Raw genomic sequence first — 26,548 nt, 5'->3', positions numbered from 1 at the left:
ACATTGAAGTTTGAATTTCGTCTAGAGCGATTGAAAGACCTAAAAAAAATTTTAGAAGATAATGCAAGAATGGAATTGGGTAAAAAAAGTAAACAAAGGCAATTAGTTGAAGACGAAATCAAACAGATTAGCAATAAGATTGATACCTTTTCAGATGAATTTACAAAAGAAGTAAAAGATACCATATCGATTACTAAATTATCAAACATGATAGAGTATAAAAATCATTTAAATGAGCAATTATCACAACTACATTTAGTATTACATGAAAAACTGCAAGAAGAAGAAATTGCCCGACAAAATTATTTAAAGGCCAAGAACGAAAAAGATATCCTTCAAAAACTTAAAGATAAAAGATTTGACGAATTTAAAATTCAGGAAAAGAGGGCGAATATAAAAGAACTAGATGAAATTGCTAGATTAAACCATCAACCAAGGGAGGAGAATTATGAATAAGATCAAAGTTTTGTTTTTGTGTTCGAGAAATTCTGCAAGAAGTCAGATGGCTCAGGCATTTTTGAAAAAATACGGAAATGATAAATTTGAGGCTTACAGTGCAGGTTTAGAAGCAAGTGAAATTCATCCTTTGACCATAAAAGTCATGGAAGAAAAAGGAATATCTATGTCCGAGCAATACTCAAAAAGTTTGGATATATACTTGAACGATAGATTTGGTTTTTTAATAACCGTCTGTTCAAAAGCAGAAAAAGAATGTCCTTTTTTTCCGGGCGTTAGTATAAGATTATATTGGCCCTTTGACGATCCAGCCGCTGCCAAAGGTTCTGAAGAAGAACAATTAGAAGTATTTCGAAAGGTAAGGGATCAAATAGAAAAAAAGGTAATTGATTTCGTGGAGAATACTGATAAATACTCTAATATAAAAGATAATTTTCGAGTGTAAAAACCTTTTTGCATATACTTTATTTTTCAAAGAATTAACCTTCAGCTAAAGTTTGTTTGCTATAATAAATTCATAAAAAAATTAATAAAGAAAAAACCTCTTTCTGTATAATGCCGATAATAAGGTTCGGCAGTTTCTACCAAACAGCCGTAAACTGTTTGACTACAGTAAGAGGGGTCTGAGATATTGTATATCAACATCCTACCTCTCTACTGTATGAGAGGTAGGATTTTTTATTTCAACATTTTAAAAAAGGAGAGATAACTTTGAGTAAGAAAGTCCTTTTGATATCTGGAAGTCAATCAGATGAGATTTTTGTAAAAACTGCCATTGACCTCTTTGAAGAATGGAAGATAAGTTACGACTATAAGGTGTTTAGTGCTCACAGAAATTTGAAAGAGCTAACAAAATTTATCGAAGAACTTCCAAGTAACGAATATTGTGTCATAATAGCTGTTGCCGGCCTTTCTGCTGCCTTACCTGGTGTAATCGCTTCATTAACTAATCTCCCCGTTGTTGGTGTCCCCAGAGATGTAGGTCCTTTAAATGGAATAGATGCATTACTTTCTATGGTACAGATGCCTAGTGGGGTTCCTGTTGCAACCATGGGCATTGGAAGTAGTGGTATGAAAAATGCAGCATACTTTGCAAAAAGGTTGACAGAAGGTGAAAAAGATGGAAGATAAGAAAAATTTTGAGCTTTTATACGAAGGGAAAGCCAAAAAAGTATACAAGTTCGATGAGAAGAAATTGTTGATAGAATTCAAAGATGATGTGACAGCATTCAACGGATTAAAAAAAGATCAAATCCTTAACAAAGGAAAAATCAACAAAGAGATTTCCAAGTTCTTTTTTGAAATGCTGAATAATCAAGGTATAAATACCCATTACATCAACGATTACGATGAAAACTCTTTCGTTGCAAAATGGACAGATTTAATTCCTCTTGAGGTTATAATTAGAAATTACACTGCCGGTAGTTTTTGTAAGAGATATGGTGTGAAAAAAGGCTTGATATTTGATTACCCCTTAGTCGAATTTTCTTTGAAAAATGACGAGTTAGGGGATCCCATGATCTCAAAAGATGCTATCCTTCTTTTGAAAATTACCACAGAAAACGTATTGGATGAAATCGCTTCTATTTCTAAAAAAGTCAACAATATTTTAAGTGATTATTTAAAATCTAAAGGAATTATTTTGGTGGATTTTAAATTAGAGTTCGGAATCAGTAAAAACGATAACAAAGTTACGTTGATCGATGAGATCTCTCCTGATACGTGCCGTTTTTGGGACGCAAATACTATGGAATCTCTTGACAAAGATGTGTATAGGGAAAATAAAGGGGATCTTATCAACGCCTACGAAGTATTACTTGGGAGGTTAGATATATGATGATTAAAGAGGAGCAGAAAACCTTCCGATTTGAAGTAAAAGTAAAGTTAAGGGAAGGAATTTTAGACCCACAGGGAGCTACTACTTTCAAGGTTTTAAGAAGGCTAAATTACAACGTTGAAAGTGTAAGATTTGGAAAAAGTATAGAATTAGAAGTAAAAGAAGATAGCTACGAAGCAGCCAAAGATAAAGTCAGAGAAATAGCTTATAAAATTTTAACCAATCCAGTTTTAGAGGATTTTGAAATCGTCGATTTGAATAGGAAGTGAAGAGTGTGAAGAATGTGAATTCGTTAACGGCTGGAATTATAGTTTTTCCAGGTTCAAACTGCGATAGGGATGCAAATTTTGCTTTAACGATTAACGGTTTTGATACAAAATATATATGGCATGATTTCAATCAATTACTGGATTTCGATTTGGTTTTTATTCCAGGAGGGTTTTCCTATGGAGATTATTTAAGGGTTGGGGCGTTGGCAAGGTTTTCTCCCGTAATGAGCTCGGTAGAGAAGTATATATTGAACAAAAGAGGATTGGTTTTAGGGGTTTGTAATGGTTTTCAGATACTAACAGAAGCAGGGATATTACCCGGGGCATTAACCGTTAACACCTCTCATAGATTCATATGTAAAGATGTTGAAGTTGAAGTTGTAAATTATGATACACCGTTTATCAATGATGTTCAAAAAAAGATTTTAACTTTACCTATTGCCCACAAGGAAGGCCGATATATCAACGATAATAAGCTTGATCCTAAAAATATTGTATTAAAGTATAAAGAGAATCCCAACGGTTCATTTGACGATGTAGCAGGCATAATAAATGAAGAATACAATGTCTTTGGTTTAATGCCTCATCCGGAAAGAGCTTGTCATAGTGTATTAGGTAATGAGGATGGTAATTACATTTTTCAATCTATCAGGAGGTATTTGTCTAGTGCAGAATCAATTAACAATTAAAGAGATAGCATTGGAATTAGGTATTTCAAGAGAAGAATTTGATCTCATCGAAGAAAAGTTGGGGAGAATACCCAACGAATTTGAAACCTATCTTTTTTCTGCTCAATGGTCTGAACATTGTGGTTACAAACATTCTAAACATTACCTAAAAAAAATTAATGAATCTTATGAAAGCGAAAATGCAGGATACGTTCAGATTGGAGGAAAGGCCGTTGTTTTTAAGGTTGAAAGTCACAACCATCCTTCTGCAGTAGAACCTTATCAAGGAGCCGCTACTGGTATCGGTGGGATAGTTAGAGATATATTAGCTATGGGAGCAAGGCCCATAGCACTTTTAGATTCGTTGAAATTTGGAAATGTTTTTGATCCAAAGGTGAAGAACATTTTCGAAGGGGTTGTTTCAGGTATAAGCGATTATGGAAATTCCATCGGTGTCCCTACGGTTGGTGGAGAGACTTCATTCAATGAAATATATTCAACAAACCCTTTGATAAACGTGATGTGTGTCGGGGTTGCTAACAAAAATCATTTGGCATCTTCCCACGCTGATGGACCTGATAAACTTCTTGTATATGTAGGATCTAAAACCGGACGTGATGGAATCCATGGAGCCTCTTTTGCATCAAAAAAATTGAGTGGAAAAGATGACAGGCCCTCTGTTCAAGTTGGAGATCCCTTTACCGAAAAGAATCTAATCGAAGCGACACTTGAGATATTGAAAATAAAAGGGGTAAGAGCTTGTCAAGATATGGGTGCTGCCGGTGTTCTTAGCTCTACTTCTGAAATGGCTTATAAGGGTGGAGTTGGTTGTGAACTTTATTTAGATAATATACCCAAAAGGCAAGAAGATATAGAACCTTGGGAAATAATGCTTTCTGAGTCTCAAGAGAGGATGCTTTTTTTGGTTAATCCTGGTACAGAGAAAAAAGTAGAAGCCATCTGTAATAAGTACTTGATCGATTTTGCAGTTATAGGAAAAACAATTTCTACCCCTCATTACGTTGTGAAAGAAAATAGCGAAGGCAAGGTTCTTGCTGATCTTCCAATAGATATATTAGTTAACGCCCCTGAATATTATAGGAACAACACCATTCCTTCTACTTATATATTGAACAAAGCAAAAAAATACCCAAAGACAAAGATAAAGGATATAGATAAAATATTAAAGATATTACTGTCAAACCACAACATATCTAGTAAAAAATGGATATATCAACAGTACGATTATAAAGTTGAAACGAATACAATATTTATACCAGAACAAGCCGATAGTGCTGTACTTTGGTTAAAAAAAACTCAAAAGGCTATTGCTGTTACGATTGACAGCAACGAACTTTACACCTATTTAGATCCATTTGAGGGTACAAAGAACGTTGTATACGAAGCTGCGAGAAATCTAATCTCTGTTGGTGCAAAGCCTTTAGCTATCACAGACAACCTTAATTTTGGTGATCCTGATGATCCCGAAGTATCATGGCAATTTGAAAAAAGTATTGAAGGCTTGATTGAAGCTTCAAAAGAACTTTCTACCCCAGTGGTTAGTGGTAACGTCAGTTTTTACAATTCGTATCATGAAACATCGATTTTCCCTACCCCAGTTATTGGTATGATTGGGGAAATTAAAGATATAAAAAAAATAGTTAACCTAAAGTTCAAAGATTGTGGTGATGTAGTATATTTAATTGGAAAAACAGATATCAATGTTGATAAGATAGGTGGTAGTTTTTATTTAAAAGTTCTTGAAGGGTTTGTAGGTGGAGAGATAGACTTTGTAAATCCAATGTATGAAAGATATTTGCAAAACTTTATATTAGATCTAATAGATAAAGGTATTTTAAAAAGTGTGCATGATGTTTCAAAAGGCGGTTTGCTCACTGCTTTGGCGGTGTCCTGTATATTGAGTAATCGTGGTTTTAAAGGTATTTTAGATGCTTCCATAGAAGAACTTTTTGGAGAGAATCAGGGCAGGTTCATCGTGTCTGTTAGGAGTAAAGATTCCCGTATATTTGAAGATATTGCTAAATCATCTAATATCAACGTTAAAAAATTGGGAGAGATAAAATCCAGTGATGACGGTATCGATATCTGCAGTGCATATTTTGATTTAAAAGAATTGAAAAGTATCTATTTTGATAGTATCTCGAAAAGTGTGGAGGAATAATAGAATGTTGATGGAAAATTGTGGTTTGTTTGCCGCATATTCAAAGAGTCAAAAGTACAACGTAAGTGGCAGAATTGTGGAAGGTCTTTTGGCACTTCAACATAGAGGCCAAGAATCAGCCGGGATCTCGGTGTCAGATGGTACTAAAATTACAACTTATAAGGGTAAAGGCGTAGTCAATAGAGTTTTCGGGGGCGGTGTATCAAAAAAAATTAACGGTTATTTTGGGATCGGGCACGTAAGATATTCAACGAAAGGGGTCTCTAATTTCACAAATGCTCAACCGCTTACTATAAAGTATAAAAATGAATTTTTTTCCATAGCTCACAACGGTCAAATTGAAAATGGTCCTGAAATGAAAGAGAAATACGAAGAGCAAGGCTCCATATTTATGACAACTACAGATACGGAACTTTTTCCCCATCTTTTAGTTAAGAAGCTAAAAGGCTCTCCTTCAAGTTGGAAAAGTGAAGAAATAGGTAAGTTAATTGCTGAAAATATATCTCCTTCTTACTCACTACTTTTTCTTTTTACAGATAAAATCATTGCTTTTAGAGATCCTTTCGGATACAGACCGTTAAGTATTTGTGAAACTGAAAATGGAATTTATATAGCTTCGGAAGATAGTGCTTTCAAATTTTTTCCTCTTAGAAATGCTAAAATTAGAGAAATAAAGCCCGGTGAATTAATTGAAATAAAGGATGGAAAGATTAAAAGTCATTTAATATCTTCTAATAGTCCTAATAAGTTTTGCTTTTTTGAACACGTTTACTTCGCAAGACCCGATTCAAATATATTTGGTGATAACGTACACTTGATTCGTGAAAAGTTGGGAGAGTTGTGTGCAAAAGAGAATCCTGTGGATGCTGATATAGTTGTTCCGGTAATGGATAGCGGCTTTTCTGCTGCCTTAGGATATTCAAAAGCATCTGGTATTCCGTTAGAAATGGGGTTAATGAGAAACAAGTATGTTGGAAGAACTTTTATCGATCCAGATCTGCAAGAAAGAAAGTTGGGAGTCAGACGTAAACTTTTACCGATTAAAGAAGTTATAGACAACAAAAAAGTTATTTTAATTGATGATTCCATCGTAAGAGGAACAACGATGAAACATATAGTGAAGATGCTAAGGGAGAATGGAGCCAAACAAGTTCATATAAGAATAGCCTCTCCAATGGTTGTTAATACATGTCATTGGGGGGTTGATATTCCTACGAAAGAAGAATTAATTTGCGCAACTAAAACGGTCGAAGAAATTAGAAAAATTCTTAATGCAGATTCTCTTAATTTTATAACTTTATCGAATTTACTTACTTCTTTAGGTGAAAAGGGAAAAAATTACTGCTTTCACTGTTTTATAAAAGATTAAAATTTTTTAAATTATTGGGTAGCTGGGCGAAGGGGGGCTAACAAAGACTAAACAAGGCTTACATGAAAACCATGCAAACAATTAATAAAAAAATCTGCTTTTAAAAAGGGTCACAGGGCGGAGCCCTCCCCCAGCCAGTTTAAGGGAGCGCAGGTCCCTTCATAAAAAGGGTGGGATGCGGGGCGAAGGGGAGCAAATATCATAGAAGACACTATAACCAAAATTTGGGAGGTAATCCATGTTTTATAAAAACTCAGGTGTAGATATAGACAAAGCTAACGAATCAATTAAAGAAATCAGATCGTTTATTGGCTCCAATATAGGTGCATACGCAGGGATATTTCCTTTGAAAGATGAGCTATCTAATTATAAAAATCCTTTTTTAGTAGCTACTTCCGATGGAATAGGTACAAAGCTTCAATTGTTAAAAAAGTATGGAAGATGGGATATAGCTGCACAAGATTTGGTGGCTATGAATTTAAACGATTTGGTTTGCATGGGTGCAAAGCCTTTATTTTTTTTAGATTATTTCTCTACATCACACTTAAATAAGAATAATTTTGTCACTTTCATTCGGCAATTAAAAAATATTTTAGATGAATATGAGTGTGTTCTTTTAGGTGGAGAAACAGCCGAACTACCTGGTGTTTTTAAAAACAAGAGTGAAGATATCGCTGGTTTCGCCGTTGGAATAGTTGAAAAAGATAATATATTTGACTATTCAAAGGTAGAGCCAGGTGATAAGCTTATCGGTCTTTCTTCTTCTGGGATACATTCAAATGGCTATTCTTTGGTTAGAAAATTACTGGATGAAAGAAAAATTACCTTCACAGAAGAACTTTTAAACCCTACAAGAATATATGTTAAACAAACTTTAACGTTGATTAATTATATAAAAGGTGCTGCTCACATAACGGGCGGGGGAATAATCGATAACTTGCCCAGAATAATCCCTGATGGTTGTTGTGCAGAGATAAAGGTTAATTGGGAGATTCCTTCTGTCTTTGAAAGTATTAAACAGTCAGGTGTCTCTGATGAAGAAATGTTCAAAACCTTCAACATGGGTATCGGTATGATTTATGTTGTTTCTGAAGACAATCTTTCTGAAGTTACAAAAATATTGGAATCTGTTTTGAAGGAAGATTTTTTCATTATTGGAGAAGTGAAGAGGGCAAACGATTCAAACCAAAAAGTTAGGATCATTTAGTAAAAACGTTTTTAGGAGCGATATACTGTGAAAAAGATAGTAATTTTAGCCTCAGGTAACGGGACAAATTTTGAAGCTATATGTAAATATTTTTCGAAATCTGAAAAAATTAGTATAATTAAATTGATAACGGATAACAAGGAAGCTCAGGTAGTAGAAAGAGCAAAAATATTGGGAATAGATTATGAAATAATAGATTATAGTACTTTCAAATCAAAAAAAGAGTTCAATGATTATCTTTTTGATCGTTTGAAAGCTCTAGATTTTGATCTAATGGTACTAGCAGGATATATGAGAATATTACCAGTCTATATAGTTAGATATTATGTCGATAAAATAATAAACATTCATCCTTCTCTTTTGCCGAAATACCCTGGTTTACGTTCAATAGAAAGGGCATATAATAAGAAAGAAGAATACACAGGAATAACGATTCATTACGTTGAAGAGGAAGTTGATGGTGGGAGAATCATATTACAAAAAAAGTTAAAAGTAGACAAAAATTGGGACCTTGCAAAGTTACAGGAAGAAATTCATAAGTTAGAACATCAATATTATCCTCAAGTAATTGAGAATCTCTTGAGCAATTCCGATGAAGATAGCTAAAGATTGATGGGGCGATGAATAAAGTTTATAAAGGATAATTTATAAAAATGACATGGGAGGCATTAGAGTGATAAAAAGAGCATTGTTAAGTACTTACAAAAAAGAAAAAGTAGTCGATTTCGCGCAAACTCTTCAAGAACTTGGAATTGAAATTATTTCAACGGGTGGAACCGCTAAGAAACTTCAAGAGAACGGCATCGACGTTACCCCCGTTGAAGAAATCACCAATTTTCCTGAGATATTAAATGGAAGAGTTAAAACTTTGAATCCTTTTATACATGGAGGTATTCTTGCAAGAAGAGAGAATAAGCAAGATATGGAAACTCTTGAAAATTTAAAAATAGAGCCAATAGATCTCGTTTATGTTAATCTTTATCCATTTGTAGAAGTAGCTAACAAACGCGATGTTGACATGAATGAGTTGATTGAATTTATAGATATAGGCGGACCAACAATGATAAGATCTGCGGCGAAAAATTACAAAGATGTAATTGTAGTAGTAGATGAATCTGATTTGGAACAAATATCCACTAAATTAAAGACACCAGAAGAGTTAGATGAGAATTATAGATTGTACTTAGCTTCAAAAGCTTTTAATTTGACCGCCTTTTATGATAGTTGTATAAGTAATTATCTAAATGCTCAATTAACAAATAAGGATGATTTTCAAGAATTTTTAACGGTTCCATTTGAAAAAAGTTATGAAATGAGGTATGGTGAAAATCCTCATCAAAGTGCCATTTTTTATAAAAATACTTTAACTTCTGGGGCTATGACTTCATTTGAACAATTAAACGGGAAAGAGTTATCCTTTAACAATTTAAGAGACGCCGATTCCGCATGGAAAGCGGTGAATGAATTTGAAGATACAGCATGTTGTTGTTTAAAACACAGTTCTCCTTGCGGTATTGCTTTGGGAGATAGTGTTATAGAAGCATACCAGAAGGCTTATTCATGCGACCCTGTTTCAATATTTGGTGGAATAGTTGCTTTTAACAGGAAAATTGATGTTGAAACAGCACTTGAGCTAAAGAAAATATTTCTTGAGATAATAATGGCTCCAGAGTACGATGAAGAGGCTTTAGATATTTTAAAAGAGAAAAAGAATTTAAGAATTTTGAAGATGAATTCTAAGCCTATTGATACGTATGAATATGTATCAGTTGATGGAGGGATTCTCGTTCAAGAAGTTGATAAACGGGTTATAAACGAATTTGAGGTTGTAACAGAAACTAAAGTATCAGAAGAAATCAAAGAAGAACTTTTGTTTGCATGGAAGGCGGTAAAACACGTAAAATCAAATGCAATAGTGGTTTCAAAAAACAAGGCTACCACAGGCATAGGGGCTGGCCAACCCAACAGGATTTGGGCTGCTACGCAAGCTCTAGAAAGAAGTAAGGATAAAGGAGGGGACGTTTTAGCTTCAGATGCCTTTTTCCCTTTTAGCGATGTGGTAGAAAAGGCTGCAGAATATGGAATAAAAGCGATAATCCAACCTGGAGGATCAATCAGAGATGATGAGTCTATTCAGGCGTGTAACAAATATGGAATAGCTATGGTATTTTCGGGAATGAGGCACTTCAAACATATATAATTTGTTTAAATTTTTAGTATACAAAACACCCATTTTTTGGTATACTATTAATGGGTGATTAAAATGAATGTAAAAATAAAATCTCTTATTTTACTAGGAATTACAATGTTATCTTTTTATTTTTTAAGAGCGGATTTTGAAAATATTGCTCTTATAGATGCTTTGATGGTAATAGCATTAACCGCCATTTCTGATAATATAAGAATTTATTGGAATTACCATAATAGGTTAGTTTCTAACACCGTTGGTTTTGTATATGCTTTTATATTGGGGCCTCAATATATTTTAATTTCCTCTTTAGTCATTCTTTTCAGTAAGACCAAACATCGAGAAATAAGTAGGAAGTTATACAGGACACTCGTGTTCTCCGCAAGCTATTCATTAGCCGCTTTGATTTCTTATAGATTTAATCCGCTTCTTTCTATATTTTTATTTTTGACTATTTCAAAAATTATTAACAGCATTATAGTTGAAGATAGAAAAAATTTCAACATTTCTGTGTTTTTTTATGAATATCTTTATTTTTTGAGTCTTTTACCTTTTTCTTATTTGTATTTACAGTTTGAGTTTTCTCCTTATAAGTATCTGATAATTTCTTTGAGTTTGTTAATACTATTGCTTTTTTATCTGAATATTAAAGTTAGAAACGAAAAAAGCTATGAGATTTTGAGAACCCAAAGAATACGAAGATTAAACGATGTGATTGTTAATTTAAGTAATGTCATCAGGCAACTTTCCTTGAAAGTATCCTCAGAGAAAATTCTCGATCAAATAGCAGAAATAATACAGAAAAATATGGGTTATCGTTATGTTCTTATCAGTTTGTTTAACTATCAGAGTAATAAAGTTGAAAGAATAACACATCGGGGTCTTAAAGAAGAAATGTATGAAGAGATAAAAAATCAAGAGGTTCCTATATCTGAAGTTCTTAAATTTATGGATGAAAAGTATAATTATAAAGACACCTATTTTATTCCTCGCGCCAATAAAATAAGTGAAGCTTATACCTATCAACCTAGAGATGAAGTGAGTATAGATTATTTAGAAGATAATCAGAATATATGGGATCCTAATGATATATTATTATTGGCTTTGAGAGATGAAAGAAACAATATTATAGGGTATATATCTCTAGATTCACCAGAAAATAATTTAAGGCCTTCTAAAGAAGAGTTGAACATTTTATCCGGTTTCGCTCAGTTAGTTTCCCTGGCATTGGAGCATTCACAAAAATTCATGGAGATTAGAGACCAAGCCGAAAGAGATAGTTTAACGGGACTTTTTAACCATTCTAAATTATTTTCTGATTTGGAAAATTACGAAAAGGATAAAGAGAAGATTTGTGCTGTATTTATAGATTTGGATGATTTCAAGGATATAAACGACAAATATGGCCATAAATTTGGTGATGAGGTTCTTGTTAAATTTTCTCAATTAATATTGAATACTGTTAGAAATAAAGACAGGGTTTATAGATATGGTGGAGATGAATTTGTAATTTTATTTACTGGTATTTCAACAGAGATTGGTATAAAGATTATAGAAAGGCTCTATGACGCACTAAAAGCTTTTCAACCAAAGATCAGTTTTAGTGCGGGATTAAGTACTTGTGATGAAGTAATTAATAGTTATAAAGAGATCGTTGAAATTGCAGACAGAAAAATGTATCTATCAAAAAATCAAGGTAAAGGTAATTTGACGGTTTAGTAGATCTTTCTTTTGGTAGACATAAGACGAGGGTGGTTATTTTTTTTTTGTAACAGGAGGGAAAAAATAATGAAAGTATTAGTAGTAGGCAAAGGTGGTAGAGAACACGCAATCGCTTGGAAGTTATCTCAAAGTAAAGATATAGAAAAAGTGTTTGTGGCCCCTGGTAATGATGGTATATCAAGAGAAAATAAATGTGAATGTTTAAAAATAGAATCTATCAAAGAAATTTTGAATTTTGTTAAAAATAACAATATAGATATAACGATAGTTGGTTCGGAAGAGTATTTGGCTAATGGAATAGTCGATAAGTTTGAGGAGTCAAATTTAAAAATAATCGGTCCCAACCATAAAGCCGCTCAATTAGAAAGTAGTAAAATATTCGCAAAGAGTTTCATGAAAAGGCACAACGTTCAAACTGCATCTTTTAATACATTTATTGAGTTAAAAGATGCCCTTGAATATTCCAAAAAAGCTTCGTATCCATTGGTGATAAAAGCCGATGGTTTAGCGGCAGGTAAGGGTGTTTTTATATGTAATTCTTATAAAGATTCTACCCAAGCTCTTAATGAACTTATGAAAGAAGAAAAATTCGGTGAAGCTGGTAGAAAAATTGTTGTTGAGGAATATTTAAAAGGCTTTGAAGCCTCTGTTTTTTTGCTGATGGATGGTCAAAACTACAAATTTTTTAACGTCTCGAAAGATCATAAGAAGTTGCTAGAAAAAGATCAAGGCCCAAATACTGGAGGGATGGGAGCGATTACACCTCATCCTGATGTTGATGAAAAATTAACAAAGATAATATTTCAAAAAATCATAAACCCAACTATCAAAGGTTTAGAAGAAGAGGGTTTATTATATAAGGGATTCTTGTACATAGGTTTAATAATAAAAAAAGAAAACACCCTGAACGGGGTCAAGGATGAACCTTTTGTATTGGAATACAATGTGCGTTTAGGAGACCCAGAAGCCCAATCGATGCTTTATTTATTAAAATCTGATTTTAGTGATATCATAAACGACATAGAAGAAGAGAGAGTTAACACTACCAATATTGAGTTTTATGATGGCTTTTCTTTTTGTCTTGTGCTTAGTAGCGAAGGTTACCCTTTTTCCTATGCAAAAGGTGAAAGAATCACAATTAAACCTGAAATAACTTCGAAAGTCTTATATTCTGGTGTTAAAAAAGATGGTGAAGATTTACTTACCAACGGCGGTAGGGTATTATCGATAGTAAATAAAGCAAATACATTAGAAGAGGCACGAAATATTGTTTACGAAGAAGCAGAAAAAATTCATTTTAAGTCAAAGTATTATAGAAAGGATCTCTAGTGAGTGTTTAACCGCTTCTGTTAATTTTGTGACGGCTTAAGGACTCCTCGATCTTGAGATATCCTTTTTTCATAGCTTTTTTACTCACCTGAACGTTGAATTGATCGCCTTTGATTTTTTTCATCTTCTCCTCTATACTTTTTGAACGCTCAGAATCTTTTTTTAAGATTTTTTCAAGGACGTTTTTTACAGCGAGTTCGTTTTTAAATGGTTCCAATTGTTTCAGTAGTTCCAATCTTTCTTCTAGCGTTTTAGAAAAAATTTCAAAATTATCGTTCTCTAGCGAATCATCTAGCGTATTTTCCTTTTTGTTTATTTTACTTATTAATTCTTCTATTACGGTCTTTTGAGTATTCATTTAAAACCCACCTTTTCTCTTTCTTATGCTTTTAACGGCACTTAGCCTCCGTTCTCCATCCAACGTGTACTTTTTGAATTATACCACATTTAGCTTTACTACAAGAAAAAAGTCGAATATTTGTATTTAGAGACATTTAACAGAGATTAGAGGTCATTATAATCGATTATTTCACTTTTTTGATGTTTTCTTGTATAATATAAGTTGGAGGTATTTTTATTTGCCAAACGGAAAAGGAGAATTTATTATGGAAACCAAAGTTATCGAAGTGGATCCATTAAATATCGAAGAGGAAAAAATTAAAGAAGCAGCTCAAGCAATCAAAGAAGATAAAACAGTCGTCTTTCCTACTGAAACGGTTTACGGTTTGGGGGCAAATGGTCTTTCAGAAAATGCGGTGAGAAAGATTTTTGAAGCTAAAGGTAGACCTTACGACAATCCTTTGATACTCCATGTATCAAGCGTTAGATCTTTTTTAGAGTATACTTATATCTCTTATGCTCTTTTAGAAAAAATAGAAAGGTTATTACCAGGTCCGATTACTTTTGTATTGAAGAAACGGGAGGTTGTTCCAGATATTGTGACAGCTGGAAAAGACACCTTGGCTATTAGAATGCCAGCCCATCCTGTGGCTTTAAAATTGATAGAGTACGCTGAAGTACCAATTGCCGCACCAAGTGCTAATATTTCAGGTAAGCCTAGTCCAACAATGTCGGAACATGTTTTAAAGGATATGCTTGGGAAAGTTGACTATATAATTATTGGAGGTAAAGTAGAGTTTGGAGTAGAATCGACGATAATTGATTTAACTCAAGGAAAGATACCAATAATATTACGTCCAGGTCCCATTCCACCTGAGAAATTAAAAGAGATTTTTGGAGATATTATTATTCCTGATTTTGTATATGGAAAAATAGAACCGGACTATATAAAATCTCCGGGTATGAAATACAGGCATTACGCTCCTAACACCCCTGTTATTTTGGTTGAACATGATGATGCAAATACTATGGTAAAAAAGGTTTTAGAGGAAGTGAAAAGTTATAACAATCCTTTAGTTCTCTGCCTGAAAGAACATGTTGGATATTATAAAGATCATAATATTAATTTTGACACTATAGGTAGTGAATCAAATTACTATGAATTTGCGGTTAAACTTTTTGAAATGTTAAGAAAATACGATGAAAAAGTTGATGCCATGATTATCGAAGGTATAGAAGATAAAGGTATAGGTATAGCAGTTATGAATCGTCTAAGGAAGGCAGCCTACCACATATTATAAGAAGGGAAGGGGTAAAATTGGAACTTTTATTTGATGTGGGTAACTCTTATACAATGGTTGGGATACACGAAGATGGTAAGTTTTTGACTTGGAGAATTGGACCAAGTAGCTTTGAGTCGGAGGATGGTTTATTTGTTATTATTTCAAATTTATTAAATCGAGTAAATGTTGATTTAAACAAGATAACCTTGGCAGGCATTTCTTCTGTGGTTCCCAATGTAAACTTTATTTTAGAACAGATGCTAAAAAAATATTTTAATGTTGAAATTATTTTTGTTGGTACGAAGAACAAAATTAATAATATAGCATATTTAGTAGATTATCCCAAAGAAGTTGGAGCAGATAGAATATGTAACGTTATTGCATGTAAACAAGAATATGGTGACAACGTAATTGCTCTAGATTTTGGAACTGCTATAACCGTAGATGTCTTAGAAGGAGGGAATTTTGTTGGTGGTGCGATAATTCCTGGATTTAAGACCGCTATAGGTGCATTGTTTTCTAGAACCGCCCAACTTCCGAAGGTAGAGATAAAGATTCCTGAATACCATTTGGGGAAAAATACTATCGACAATATTCAAATAGGGGTAATAAAAACAACGTTATACGGAATAGAGAGACTGATAGACGAAATAAAAAGAGAAAGGAACAAAGATTTTGTCGTTGTAGCAACTGGTGGAGATATGAGTTTCCTTTCGAGTAAAACATCTTTTTTCAAGCATTACGACCCTTATTTAACACTAAAGGGAATATTATATTATTCAAAAGAAATAAAAAAATTGTGATAGGAGGCAACGATTTGAACTTCTTGGTTGTTAATCCTTGGATCTACGATTTTGCAGCATATGATTTTTGGCTTAAGCCCTTAGGGTTGTTATACATAAGTGAGGTACTAACTTATTTAGGTCACAGCGTAACTTTTATCGATCTGCTAAACAGGCATGATGATGATTTAATTTCAAAATATCCTCCAAAAGATAAAAAGTACGGAACTGGTAAGTTTTATAACGAAGGAGTTGAAAAGCCGGATATATTAAAGAATATTCCAAGAAAATTTAAAAGGTACGGATTACCTTTAAAATTGTTTGAAAGTAAATTAGAAGCAATAAAAAAACAGAACAAAGTTGATGCAATTTTGGTGGGAATCACTTTAACATACTGGTACTACGGTGGAGAAAAAACTATCGAAATTTTGAGAAATATCTTCCATTCAACTCCTATCTTTTTAGGTGGAATTTATTCCACGTTGTATACAAAGCATGCAGAAGATAATTTTTCCAAATTTGGAGTCAATATTTCTCCAGGAACAGGCATGTCTCCTTTAAAGACAGTTTTGGAAGCACTAAACGAAGATACCACAAAATTAGATAACTTCAACTGGTTTGAAGAAATCGATCTTACCTACGATTTTTATGATTCCTATCTTACTTACGTTGTTTTGGTTTCTTCAGTAGGTTGTCCCTTTCACTGTACGTATTGTGTAACTCCTAAGATGTGGAAATTTCAATATAGAAGTACAGACAAAATAATAAATAATATAGAGTGTATTCTTAAAAAAAGACCTTATGTAAAGGATATCGTTTTTTTTGACGATGCGTTTTTATTAAGAAAAGATATTAAAGAATTGCTGAAGTACCTTTCTAAATTTGAAGTTCGATATCATTTGCCCAATGGTATACATGCCCGACGTGTTGATGATGAAATAGCTTTGTTATTGAAAAAAGCAAATTTTAAAACGATAAAGCTGGGATACGAAAGCTATGATTTTAATATTCAAAAAGGGACAGGGTTTAAGGTAACTAATAACGATCTTGTAAAAGCGGTTACATGTCTGAAAAACGCTGGTTTTGATATGAACGATGTTTATGCTTACGTCTTGGTAAATCTACCATCTCAGAATAAGAATGATGTAATACAAGCTGTTGATTTCTGCCATTCGCTCGGAATAAAGGTGAATTTAAACGAATTTACTCCAATTCCTGGCACGGTTGAATACGAAGAACTTGTTAAAAAAAATGCTATATCTTCAAATATAGATCCTTTGCTTCTAAACAACACAATTATCCCTTATTGGTCGAGTTTTGGCCTCTCTATTGGTGATATCGAAGAAGTAAAAAGATATACCAAAGCCAAATATACCAATTAGATGAGATTATTTGGCATTAGAATGAATTAGAATTGATTATGCCCAAAAATCTTTAAATTCCTTGGGTTGACAAATTAGAATAAATTGACTATAATTATAGTCAAGGGGTGTGAGATATGTATTTAAAAGACTTTACTTTTTATAGCTTAGCCGAAGCGAAAGCAAAATTATCTCAAGTTGTTGATGAAGTTGAAAACAAAGACATTGTTATTACCAAGAATGGTGTACCAAAGGTTGTTTTATTAGATTATGATAAATTTGTTAAGCTCATGGAATTCGTCGATGAAGTGAGGGATATTTCTCTTTTTGAGATAGAAAACGTAGAGGAATATCATCGGATTAAGGACTTTTTTAAAGATTTTGATTACTGAGTTCATCATTCTTTTTGGTTGACTCTGCAGGTATGGCATAGACTCTTTTTTCCTTATGGGTTGGCTGCGAGGCGAAGGGCCGCTAACACAAGTTTTAGTGTTATTAAAGACAGAATAAATTAAAAGATGGAGGTGTACTTTAATGGCTCAAGTTGTATTAGAAAAGGTTAACAAGGTTTATCCAAACGGATTTCACGCAGTAAAGGATGTAGAATTTGAAATAGAGGATAAGGAGTTCCTTGTATTACTTGGACCTTCAGGATGTGGGAAAACTACTACTTTAAGGATGATTGCGGGATTAGAAGACATTACTGAAGGAACAATAAAAATAGACCAAAAAGTTGTAAATGATGTGGAACCAAAGGATAGAGATATTGCGATGGTTTTCCAAAATTATGCTCTTTATCCACATATGACTGTTTACGATAATATGGCTTTTGGATTGAAATTGAGGAAAACCCCTAAAGACGAAATTGAAAGGAGAGTTAGAAACGCCGCAAAAATTCTCGGGATCGATCATTTGCTAGATAGAAAACCAAAACAGTTATCAGGGGGACAAAGACAGAGGGTAGCAGTTGGTAGAGCCATAGTAAGGGATCCTAAAGTTTTCTTATTTGATGAACCTCTTTCAAACTTAGATGCAAAACTAAGGGTGCAGATGAGAGCCGAACTTAAGAAACTACAAAAAAGGTTGGAAGCTACTATTGCTTACGTTACACATGACCAAGTGGAAGCTATGACTATGGCTGACAAAATTGTTATAATGAATGAAGGATTAATTCAACAGGTTGGTGGACCTTTTGAGGTATACAATAACCCAGCTAACATTTTTGTTGCTGGATTTATTGGGACGCCTCCAATGAATTTCTTGAATGTAAAAGTAGCTAGAAATAACGGCATTTGGTTCAAATCAGAAGGAATATCTATAAAAGTACCAGATGATAAAGCTCCTTTACTTGAAAATTATATAGATAAGGATGTTATATTTGGTGTTAGACCAGAAGATATTTATGACAAGAATTTTTTCGAAGGTGCTGATGAAACTAATATTTTAAAAGCTCTCGTTGACGTTGTTGAACCTTTGGGGAGTGAGACTTTACTCCATTTAACGATTGCTGGACAATCTATGACTGCAAAGGTAAGTCCTCAAACGCGAGCAGAATCTGGACAGAATTTTGAAGTCGCAATTGATTTAAAAATGATACATGCATTCGATAAGGAGACCGAGCAAGCCATATTTTAATTTCTTTGAATCAATAAACCCTTTGTGCGTTTGTCACAAAGGGTTTTATCTAAAGACTTATTATTGATATTGGGGGGATTCTATTGGTCATTAAGTTAGTTTTTGGAGCTCTAGAAGGCGATAAAATCGATCTTCCTGTTCATTACAATAGACCTTTGCAAGGATTGTTTTACTATTTAATGTCAGATACTGTACCTAAGTACCACGATTTAGGAACAAGGTCTGAAGATAAGAAGTTGAAGCTTTTCACTTTTTCAAGGATTTACCCCTATAACTCTTTTAAAGTGGAGAATAGAAGGATGATTTTTAAAGGTTTATTCAATATTTACTTTGCTTCCCCAATTGATAAATTAGTAGAGGCGGTTTTACATTCTTTAAATGAACAAAATGTCGTGAGAATCGAAAAAAATTATTTTACTTTGAGGAAGTATGAAGTTATTCAAAATGAAGTGGATGAAGAAATGCTTGTTAAAACTTTATCGCCCATTACAGCATATTCAACTATCGTCCTACCAAACGGAAATCGTTATACTCATTATTTTTCTCCCTATTCATCAGATTTTAAAAAATTGATAGAAGAAAACCTCAAAAGAAAAGCTTCAGCATTAGGTATTGTAATAAAAAACAATAATTTTTATATTGAACCTTACGGTATAACGGAAAAAAATGAGAAATTACTTTTTTACAAAGATATTATCATAAAAGGATGGACTGGATATTTCATTTTAAAAGGTGATACTCAATTGTTGAAATTAGCGCTTAATTCAGGATTGGGAGCAAAAAATGCACAAGGTTTTGGAATGATCCTTTCTGTTGAAAAGAATTCTATAAGAGAAAGAAGTTTTCTGGAACTTGCAGAAGAAGGCTGAAATATAGGTAAATTGTAATTTAAATTAAAAGTTCGGGGGTGTAATTATTGAACAAAAAAAATATTTTATATGCACAATCAGGGGGAGTTACAAGTGTCATAAATGCTTCTGCATATGGACTGATAAGTAAGGCTTTAAAGGATCCACAAATTGATAAGATATATGTGGGAATAAATGGTATCACTGGAGTCCTTGAAGGGAAATTATTCGATTTAACAAAAGAATCTTTTGATAAAATAAATAATTTGAAAACCACACCTGCAAGTGCCTTTGGTACTTGCAGACATAGGTTAAAAGAAGGAGACGAAGAAGGTTTTCAAAAACTTTTTAAAACGTTTGAAGATTATAATATTAGTTATTTCTTTTATAACGGTGGTAACGATTCAATGGATACGGCCCATAAAATCGATGAGTATTCAAAAAAAATTGGTTATGATTTAAAAGTCATAGGTATTCCAAAAACAATAGATAACGATCTATACGGCACCGATCACTCTCCCGGTTATGGTTCTGCAGCAAAGTATTTGGCAATTTCAATGTTGGAAGCAAGTATAGATACGCGTAGTATGGCAAAAGATTCTACAAAAATTTTCATAATGGAGACAATGGGGAGACATGCAGGCTGGCTTACCGCAGCTACTTCGTTGGCAAAGTTGAATAGAGATTTTGGACCTCATATCATTTTGCTACCCGAAAGGATTTTTGAAGAAGATCATTTTATAGACAAAGTTCAAAAAGAAGTAAGTAAGAATGGTTACTGTACGATTGCTGTCTCTGAAGGTATTAGGTATAAAAGCGGGGCTTTTGTTTCTGATATGGGATACACCGATAGTTTTGGAAACAGGCAGTTGGGAGATGTAGGAAGAGTTGTTGCCAACATTATTTTAACAAGGTTAGGTTTGAAAGTACATGTGTCTATCCCGGATTATCTTCAAAGAAGTGCTGGACACATCGTTAGTAAGACTGATCAAACTGAAGCGATTATGGTGGGAGAAAAGGCCTTAGAATATGCTTTGAATGGTATCTCAGGATTCATGGTAGCGATTAATCGCCTCTCAAATAACCCTTACAAAATAGAATTTGGCAAAGTCCCTTTATTTGAAGTAGCGAATAATACCAAATATTTACCTGAAGAATATATTTCTGATGATGGTTACGGTCTGAATCAACATTTTATCGATTATGCTAAACCTTTAATTGAAGGAGAAAGTTATCCACCTTACGAAAATGGTATTCCTAAATACGTATCTTTCCCAATTGAATGATAAACATGAAGTAAGTGAGAGGGGGGCACCCTAAACAAAAAGCCGAGCAGTGCGCTCGGCATTTATTAGGGATTATTGATTTATGGTTTTTTGATATCTTGTGGGGCTATTGGTGGATTCTCTTTCAGCTGTTTTAATACTATTTCTATTGCCATATCTAGTTGAGGATCTTTTTTTTCTTTATAATCTTTTGGTGTAATGTCTATTTCAATGTCCGGATCGGTTCCATAATTTTCGACATCCCATCCAACGTCTTTGAACCAAAAGGCCATTTCTGGCTGGGTTGTTATAGTTTTATCAACAAGCGGGTTCCTGGGCCAGATTCCAATCACTCCCCCCCAAGTTCTCTTACCTATAAGTTTCCCTAGTTTCATCAATTTAAATGAATGACTAAAAATATCTCCATCTGAACCAGCAAACTCGTTCGTTATAGCAACCATTGGACCTCTAACGCTGTCATATTGATAGGCTTCGGCCTCTCTATATGGTGAGAGATCGTATCCTATAAACTTTCTATTCAATTTATCCAAAATCATTGAAGATACAAAGCCACCACTATTGACCCTTACATCGATTATGAGTCCGTCATATCTGACTTCGCTTAAAAAGTTTCTGTGAAATTCTGCGTATCCAGTGTAACCCATATCTGGGATATGAATGTATCCAATCCGTGAATTGGTTTTTTCGTGAACATAATTTTTATTTTGTTCTACCCATTCCCTATATCTTAGAGGAGTTTCATCTTTTAACGTTTTGACAATATACTTTCTCTTACGTTCAATATTATTACTGCTTGATACTACTATTTCAACATCTTCACCACAGTGATTTACCAAAAATTCATTGGGTATTTTATCCTTTATTTCAATGCCGTTTATCGATAATAGGTAATCCCCTTCTCTAATCTCGACACCTGGTCCAAGTAATGGTGATTTATTTTTTTCGTCCCATATGTCTCCCTTGACAATGTGACTAATCTTGTATAGATTTTTATCTTCATCCAGTATCAAATCTGCCCCTAAATATCCAATTTTATAAACTGGCTTGGGTTTGTATTCTCCTCCCATCTCGTAAGCATGTGATGACTTTAATTCTCCTTGCATCTCCCATATCAAATCAGAAAATTCTGTTCTTGTTGCTATTCTTTCAACTAGAGGATAATACTTTTCTAATATTTTATCCCATTCGATTTCTTCTAGTTTGTCTTTATCCCAAAAATAAAACTTTTGTAGACGCCAAGCTTCACAAAGCATTTGTCTCCATTCTAACAGTGGTTGAACTTCCACGTTGACCCTATTAAGATCTATCCAACCACATTTTCTGGAATATTTATTTTTACATTCTTTTTCTTGTTCTGGAGAAGGAGGGTTAGAAATTTTAAGAACTCTTAATTCATCGTCAATCCGTATGAGGATTTTCTCCTTATCCTCGGAAATTTGAAAATCTGAAATTTCCTCAAGATAAGTATTCTCTTCTTTTTCAATGAAATCGTAGTATTTCAAGGTTAATTTTTCATCTTCTTCGCTAAGCATATCTTCTTCATTTTCCAATACACCCTTTACGGGAGAAATTGTATAGAAAACCTTATCTTTTGCAGCTTGTATGTTTACATATCTTTCTTCGCTAATTGGGAATGGTAAAATTCTATCAGCTATGTTATCAAAATCAATGTCCACTTTTATTTCTTCTTTTTTCTCTTCTTCTTGTTCTTTTTTCATTATTTCCTGAAAAGGTGAAAAGATATCTTTTTTGAGTGTTATAAGATAAGGCTTAGTCCCTTTTGCGAATGCTAAATTCATTTGAAATCTATCTTCAATTGGATTGAATATTCGATAAGATAGAAAATAAAGATATTTTCCTTCTGGATCAAATACGGGGTTTACATCTATGAGAATAGGTTTTGTAACTTGATGTATCTCTCCTTTTTCCTTATCGAATATCATAATAGCTGCCTGTTTATTGTTTATGAACTTTGAATGAGCAATCCACCTACCATCTGGAGAGAAAGAATATCCATTAATGGGACCAATGGTACTTTTATCCACATCAATCTTCTTATGGTTTCTCAAATCAATCAAAATGAGTTCGTTTCTTTGATTGGTTAACAAAATTTCTTCATCTTTCGGAGAGGCAACGATATTCATAACCCTTCCTAAATCATATTCTTCTAGTTTATCTATTAAATTACCAGTTTTTAGATCATACACCTCGAGATGTTCATAATTATTTTCATCACTTATTGTTACTGCCTTTTCTTCATCTTTTAGATTTAGGTATGTGGTAAGTCTATATCTGACACTGTTTTCTTTTCCAAGTTGTTTAACCGGACCGTACCAGTTGTTGTAATAAAAGCTTTTGCCTCTATGAGTAGTTATTAAATTCTCAGCATTTTTAGAAATAGAGAAACCTTCAAAATACTGTGTCGGGTTAACGAATTTTCTGTTTCTTTGGGGTAAGGTACTGTAGTATTTTATATTTACCTTTTCTGATACGTTATTTGATACATTCAAGATATAAATATCCGAACCGGCATGATACACAATATTTTTTCCATCCGATTTTGGGTTTCTGACATAAAAATCCTTATGATGTGTATGCTTTTTTAGGTCTTTCCCTTCAACTGTGCAGGAGTATATGTTAGCAACATCGTCATGGTCTGAGATAAAGTAAATTCGGTCTTGGATCCATATTGGATTGGCAAAGTTAGATTTTAAGTCGATCAATTTTCTGAAGTTGTAGTTTCCTTCCAAGTCTATCAGTAATTCGCCGGCTGTTCCACCTCTGTATTTTTTCCATCGAGCCGGATCTCCGGTTTTTCTTCCCAAAACGACACCTTTTTCTTTACCAAATGAGATTTCAGTGGCTATTCCAAAATCCAATTGTTTGAATTTCCTCTTATCTTCAAGGTCCACTTCCCATAGGGATGTAATCCTTTTAAACGGTTGGGTATAATTTGATGAAAAGATTATCTTACCATCGTGCCAACAAAGTACTTTGCTGTTTGCACCTAAGTATGTTACTCTAATTGGTACACCTCCTGTGGATGGAATTATATATACATCTGGTACACCTTCGTCTCTTCCTGTAAAGGCTATCCATTTTCCATCTTCAGAAAAAGTAAGATCGGAGATTTCTCCAACATTTGTTGTTAATCTCCTGGCTACTCCCCCTGAAGAAGGAACTACCCAAATGTCATCTTCAGCCACAAAGGCTATTTGATCATTGTAAATAGTCGGAAATCTGTAGTAACCGTTGAACTCTTCACTCATGAATTCTTTCCCCCTTTTGTTATTATAAGTTTTCATATAGATAGTTGATTATTGAATTTTCAAACTCTTTCACCTTTTGAACATCAAAAGAAAAGTTGTTTTCCATTAAGCTAAAAATATAATATTTTCCACTTTTTGATTTGAAAATTCCACTGATGGCAGAATCGTAATACAAAGTTCCGGTTTTTGCATAAATTTCAAAATTGAAACGATTTTCAAGTGTACTTTTTTCGTATGGTGATGCTAAGTAATCAAACAAATTAGATTGATACTTTGAATATAGATAAAATAATGTATCAGATATCATCTTTGGAGATAACAAGTTGTACATAGATAATCCACAGCCATCTTTAATTACATAATTGGTCATGTCGTATCCTAAGGTTTCTTTGATTACTTTCTTAGAGTGATTTTCAGAATCTTCTATTTTCCCATTGCCATAAATAGCGCCAAGATTTCTAAAAATCTGTTCGGCTATCTGGTTATCGCTTGTTTCCAACATTTGTTGTATTATATTGATTAGTGGTGGAGAATGATTTGTATATAGAAGATTAGCGTTAAAAGGCACTTCATCATATCTTATTTCTCCCCAAAACTCAACACCTATTTCTTGTAAGAATAATGTTGTAAGAAAATTAATGTAATCCTTTATTTCATAATTTGTTTTATATTTAAAAGATTCATGACTTGTTTGCCAAATATTAATTGCCGAGATTTGTGGTTGTGGGTCATCCCACATCCAACCTCTACCAAAACCTTCTTCGGTCATGAAGGAATAATCGAAAATAATATCACCATATATCTTTTTTATTCCCCTATCCACCGTTGCCCTTTTTAGTATTTCTTTGTATTGTAAAGAAGTTAAAACGGGGTCTCCATATCCTTTTATATACAGATTTCCTCTGAAATGCGGTGATATTTCCCCTGTATGGTATATTTTAGTTTCGAATTTGTAATTATTCCCTAGACTTTCCAAGGCAACGAGGGCGGTAATTAATTTTGTGTTTGAGGCGGGAATGAATAATTTTTCTGAATTATAGTCGATAAGAACTTCACTGGTGCCAAGATCTCTCAATTCAAACCCAACAAATCCTTGAAAACTTTCCAATTTTGAAATGAGTTCATTTTGGATTTGAGGAGTTATGGGGGGTGTTTCTGAAGGCACTATAGGAGTAGGTTTTGTTTCAGGTTCAGCAATTTTTGAAGGTTCTATTATTTGTATTTTTGAGGAATCTTCATTATCTCTAGGGATTGGAACCCTACTCGAAATTGGAGCAGCTATGACAACTGTACTAACATTAAAAAAAACTAAAGTAAAGATTGTGAGACTCAAGACGGTCAAAAAATTACTAGATCTTAACTGATTTTTGGTTTTAATATTATTCACTCCTTTTCAGAATTTATTTTATAAGCTAAGGCTGTTTCAATTAACTTTCTGTAATTATTAATAACTTCTTTAAAATCATGATCTTTGAGCATCAGACCCATGCCTTTTGTAATGGATGTAAGAAATTCTAAGATGTATTTAGCTTCGATGTCCTTTCTTATTTGCCCTGCATTTTGAAATTCAGCGATCTTATCAGTGATTACCTTTCCAAATCGTTGATAGTAGTAATCGTTTATGATGGAAGTGATTTCAGGGTGTTCAAAAAGATCATCTATGGGGTACTCTTTCATCAGAGATTGAACATCGAAGTTTAGATTAGATAGATAGTCAAGAACTTCCTGGAAAGTGTTAAAATCATCAACGTATTTCTTAAAAGGGGTGAAGAAATCGTCCAATAAATTCTTAATAACAAAAATTATGAATTCATCCTTTTTTCCAAACTTTTTATAAACAGTCGATTTGCTGAGTTTGGCATCGTAGATAACCTTTTCATAATTGAAGTTAGTGATGCCGTGATTGAGTAGTTCCCCCTTTGCCAAATCGATTAATACTTCAATTTTATATTTTGTATTTTTCTTAGAAATTTTTTGCCTTTTAGCCATACATCTTCTCCAACTTATAAAATTTTTAAAAAAAGAGTGTAGTCTCTTTTCATATTAATATAGCTTCTTTTAATATTTCATCTTTTAACTCTTCTCTTATAGTTCTATCTGAAACAACATCAACTTTAACATTCAGTGGCCTTTCCATTTGTATTTCACCTTCTTTACTTTTTTGCCCTTTTAATTTCAACTTTGGGGATCAATTAATATTATAACATTCTTTGAGCATGAGAAGAAACTTTTAAATGGCTGTATAATAAAAATGGTTGATGAAATACTTGGAAAAGGGAAAAAAAAGATATCACTCCTCATAGAACAAAATAACAAAAAATAAAAAGAGAAAGAGGAGTGATATCATGAGTAACAAAATTATAGCACAAATACTGGGTATTGACAAAGGTTTCGCATTAGATCATATTAGATGTCCGTGAAAAAGATTGGTTAGATCATAATTCGATGTCTTTGAAATGATATCATATCCTTGACTCTTTTTGAAAGGAGACAAGGGAAAAATGGAGGCATTCGATAT

Annotated in this window: 24 protein-coding genes and 1 riboswitch; of the genes, 20 read left to right on the top strand and 4 right to left on the bottom strand. The window is 33.3% G+C overall.

Going from position 1 to position 26,548, the window contains the following annotated elements:
- Positions 1-3: 3 nt before the first annotated feature.
- From fliJ to purD, 13 genes are all read left to right on the top strand, one after another.
- Complete coding sequence (fliJ, locus tag X925_RS01135) at positions 4-456, top strand: flagellar export protein FliJ (RefSeq protein ID WP_012209736.1); 453 nt, start codon at positions 4-6, stop codon at positions 454-456.
- Positions 449-901 (top strand): arsenate reductase ArsC, encoded by a 453-nt coding sequence (locus X925_RS01130; RefSeq protein ID WP_012209737.1) that lies wholly within the window; start codon positions 449-451, stop codon positions 899-901. Before fliJ ends, X925_RS01130 begins: the two co-directional genes overlap by 8 nt.
- 83 nt (positions 902-984) lie before the next feature.
- A riboswitch (purine riboswitch) is annotated at positions 985-1,086 on the top strand.
- A gap of 81 nt (positions 1,087-1,167) precedes the next feature.
- Positions 1,168-1,587, top strand: a complete 420-nt coding sequence (locus tag X925_RS01125) for an AIR carboxylase family protein (protein WP_012209738.1) — start codon at positions 1,168-1,170, stop codon at positions 1,585-1,587.
- Entirely contained in the window at positions 1,577-2,293 is a 717-nt protein-coding gene (gene purC / locus X925_RS01120; RefSeq protein WP_121515449.1) for a phosphoribosylaminoimidazolesuccinocarboxamide synthase, read from the top strand. The genes X925_RS01125 and purC overlap by 11 nt, the downstream gene beginning before the upstream one ends.
- Positions 2,290-2,562 carry a phosphoribosylformylglycinamidine synthase subunit PurS gene (gene purS, locus X925_RS01115; protein ID WP_012209740.1) on the top strand — a complete coding sequence of 91 codons (273 nt, stop codon included), beginning with the start codon at positions 2,290-2,292 and terminating at the stop codon, positions 2,560-2,562. The genes purC and purS overlap by 4 nt, the downstream gene beginning before the upstream one ends.
- Positions 2,563-2,576: 14 nt before the next feature.
- Positions 2,577-3,251: a phosphoribosylformylglycinamidine synthase subunit PurQ gene (gene purQ, locus X925_RS01110; protein ID WP_041534454.1), complete on the top strand. Its 675-nt coding sequence runs from the start codon at positions 2,577-2,579 to the stop codon at positions 3,249-3,251.
- Entirely contained in the window at positions 3,229-5,412 is a 2,184-nt protein-coding gene (gene purL / locus X925_RS01105; RefSeq protein ID WP_012209742.1) for a phosphoribosylformylglycinamidine synthase subunit PurL, read from the top strand. The genes purQ and purL overlap by 23 nt, the downstream gene beginning before the upstream one ends.
- A 4-nt stretch (positions 5,413-5,416) precedes the next feature.
- Positions 5,417-6,781, top strand: coding sequence for an amidophosphoribosyltransferase (gene purF, locus X925_RS01100; protein WP_121958898.1), 1,365 nt, complete (start codon positions 5,417-5,419; stop codon positions 6,779-6,781).
- A gap of 238 nt (positions 6,782-7,019) precedes the next feature.
- Positions 7,020-7,988 carry a phosphoribosylformylglycinamidine cyclo-ligase gene (gene purM, locus X925_RS01095; RefSeq protein ID WP_121958897.1) on the top strand — a complete coding sequence of 323 codons (969 nt, stop codon included), beginning with the start codon at positions 7,020-7,022 and terminating at the stop codon, positions 7,986-7,988.
- A 27-nt stretch (positions 7,989-8,015) separates the two neighbouring features.
- Positions 8,016-8,594 carry a phosphoribosylglycinamide formyltransferase gene (gene purN / locus X925_RS01090; RefSeq protein WP_121958896.1) on the top strand — a complete coding sequence of 193 codons (579 nt, stop codon included), beginning with the start codon at positions 8,016-8,018 and terminating at the stop codon, positions 8,592-8,594.
- 67 nt (positions 8,595-8,661) lie between these two features.
- Positions 8,662-10,188: a bifunctional phosphoribosylaminoimidazolecarboxamide formyltransferase/IMP cyclohydrolase gene (gene purH / locus X925_RS01085; protein ID WP_121958895.1), complete on the top strand. Its 1,527-nt coding sequence runs from the start codon at positions 8,662-8,664 to the stop codon at positions 10,186-10,188.
- 63 nt (positions 10,189-10,251) lie between these two features.
- Positions 10,252-11,895: a sensor domain-containing diguanylate cyclase gene (locus X925_RS01080; protein ID WP_121958894.1), complete on the top strand. Its 1,644-nt coding sequence runs from the start codon at positions 10,252-10,254 to the stop codon at positions 11,893-11,895.
- Positions 11,896-11,964: 69 nt separating this feature from the next.
- Positions 11,965-13,227 (top strand): phosphoribosylamine--glycine ligase, encoded by a 1,263-nt coding sequence (gene purD / locus X925_RS01075; protein ID WP_121958893.1) that lies wholly within the window; start codon positions 11,965-11,967, stop codon positions 13,225-13,227.
- A gap of 7 nt (positions 13,228-13,234) precedes the next feature.
- Here the strand turns inward: purD and X925_RS01070 are convergent, their stop codons facing one another.
- Positions 13,235-13,585: a hypothetical protein gene (locus tag X925_RS01070; RefSeq protein ID WP_121958892.1), complete on the bottom strand. Its 351-nt coding sequence runs from the start codon at positions 13,583-13,585 to the stop codon at positions 13,235-13,237.
- Between the two features lie 247 nt (positions 13,586-13,832).
- Between X925_RS01070 and X925_RS01065 the strand changes: the two genes are divergently transcribed.
- From X925_RS01065 to X925_RS01035, 7 genes are all read left to right on the top strand, one after another.
- A complete protein-coding gene (locus X925_RS01065; RefSeq protein ID WP_121958912.1) occupies positions 13,833-14,867 on the top strand; it encodes an L-threonylcarbamoyladenylate synthase in 1,035 nt (344 codons plus the stop codon).
- 17 nt (positions 14,868-14,884) lie between these two features.
- The gene (locus X925_RS01060; protein WP_103064855.1) at positions 14,885-15,652 is read left to right on the top strand and encodes a type III pantothenate kinase; all 768 of its coding nucleotides are present in this window, start codon (positions 14,885-14,887) and stop codon (positions 15,650-15,652) included.
- Positions 15,653-15,666: 14 nt separating this feature from the next.
- Positions 15,667-17,013 carry a radical SAM protein gene (locus tag X925_RS01055; RefSeq protein ID WP_121958891.1) on the top strand — a complete coding sequence of 449 codons (1,347 nt, stop codon included), beginning with the start codon at positions 15,667-15,669 and terminating at the stop codon, positions 17,011-17,013.
- 116 nt (positions 17,014-17,129) lie between these two features.
- A complete protein-coding gene (locus tag X925_RS01050) occupies positions 17,130-17,384 on the top strand; it encodes a type II toxin-antitoxin system Phd/YefM family antitoxin (RefSeq protein WP_012209557.1) in 255 nt (84 codons plus the stop codon).
- Between the two features lie 142 nt (positions 17,385-17,526).
- Positions 17,527-18,627, top strand: a complete 1,101-nt coding sequence (locus X925_RS01045; RefSeq protein ID WP_103064838.1) for an ABC transporter ATP-binding protein — start codon at positions 17,527-17,529, stop codon at positions 18,625-18,627.
- Positions 18,628-18,710: 83 nt separating this feature from the next.
- The gene (cas6, locus tag X925_RS01040) at positions 18,711-19,496 is read left to right on the top strand and encodes a CRISPR-associated endoribonuclease Cas6 (protein ID WP_121958890.1); all 786 of its coding nucleotides are present in this window, start codon (positions 18,711-18,713) and stop codon (positions 19,494-19,496) included.
- Positions 19,497-19,543: 47 nt separating this feature from the next.
- Positions 19,544-20,761, top strand: coding sequence for a 6-phosphofructokinase (locus X925_RS01035; RefSeq protein ID WP_121958889.1), 1,218 nt, complete (start codon positions 19,544-19,546; stop codon positions 20,759-20,761).
- Between the two features lie 80 nt (positions 20,762-20,841).
- On the opposite strand, the gene X925_RS01030 is transcribed toward X925_RS01035, so the two are convergent.
- The 3 genes from X925_RS01030 to X925_RS01020 are packed head-to-tail and all read right to left on the bottom strand — an operon-like array spanning position 20,842 to position 26,019.
- Positions 20,842-24,030: a S41 family peptidase gene (locus tag X925_RS01030; RefSeq protein WP_121958888.1), complete on the bottom strand. Its 3,189-nt coding sequence runs from the start codon at positions 24,028-24,030 to the stop codon at positions 20,842-20,844.
- 22 nt (positions 24,031-24,052) lie between these two features.
- The gene (locus X925_RS01025) at positions 24,053-25,417 is read right to left on the bottom strand and encodes a D-alanyl-D-alanine carboxypeptidase/D-alanyl-D-alanine-endopeptidase (protein ID WP_121958887.1); all 1,365 of its coding nucleotides are present in this window, start codon (positions 25,415-25,417) and stop codon (positions 24,053-24,055) included.
- Positions 25,414-26,019, bottom strand: a complete 606-nt coding sequence (locus X925_RS01020; protein ID WP_103067433.1) for a TetR/AcrR family transcriptional regulator — start codon at positions 26,017-26,019, stop codon at positions 25,414-25,416. Before X925_RS01020 ends, X925_RS01025 begins: the two co-directional genes overlap by 4 nt.
- Between the last annotated feature and the right edge of the window lie 529 nt (positions 26,020-26,548).

It is taken from the genome of Petrotoga sp. 9T1HF07.CasAA.8.2 (genome assembly GCF_002895585.1).
In the GTDB taxonomy this organism is placed as follows: domain Bacteria; phylum Thermotogota; class Thermotogae; order Petrotogales; family Petrotogaceae; genus Petrotoga; species Petrotoga mobilis.
Note: the sequence above shows the minus strand (reverse complement) of the source record. Positions and strands in the feature narration are given on the sequence as shown.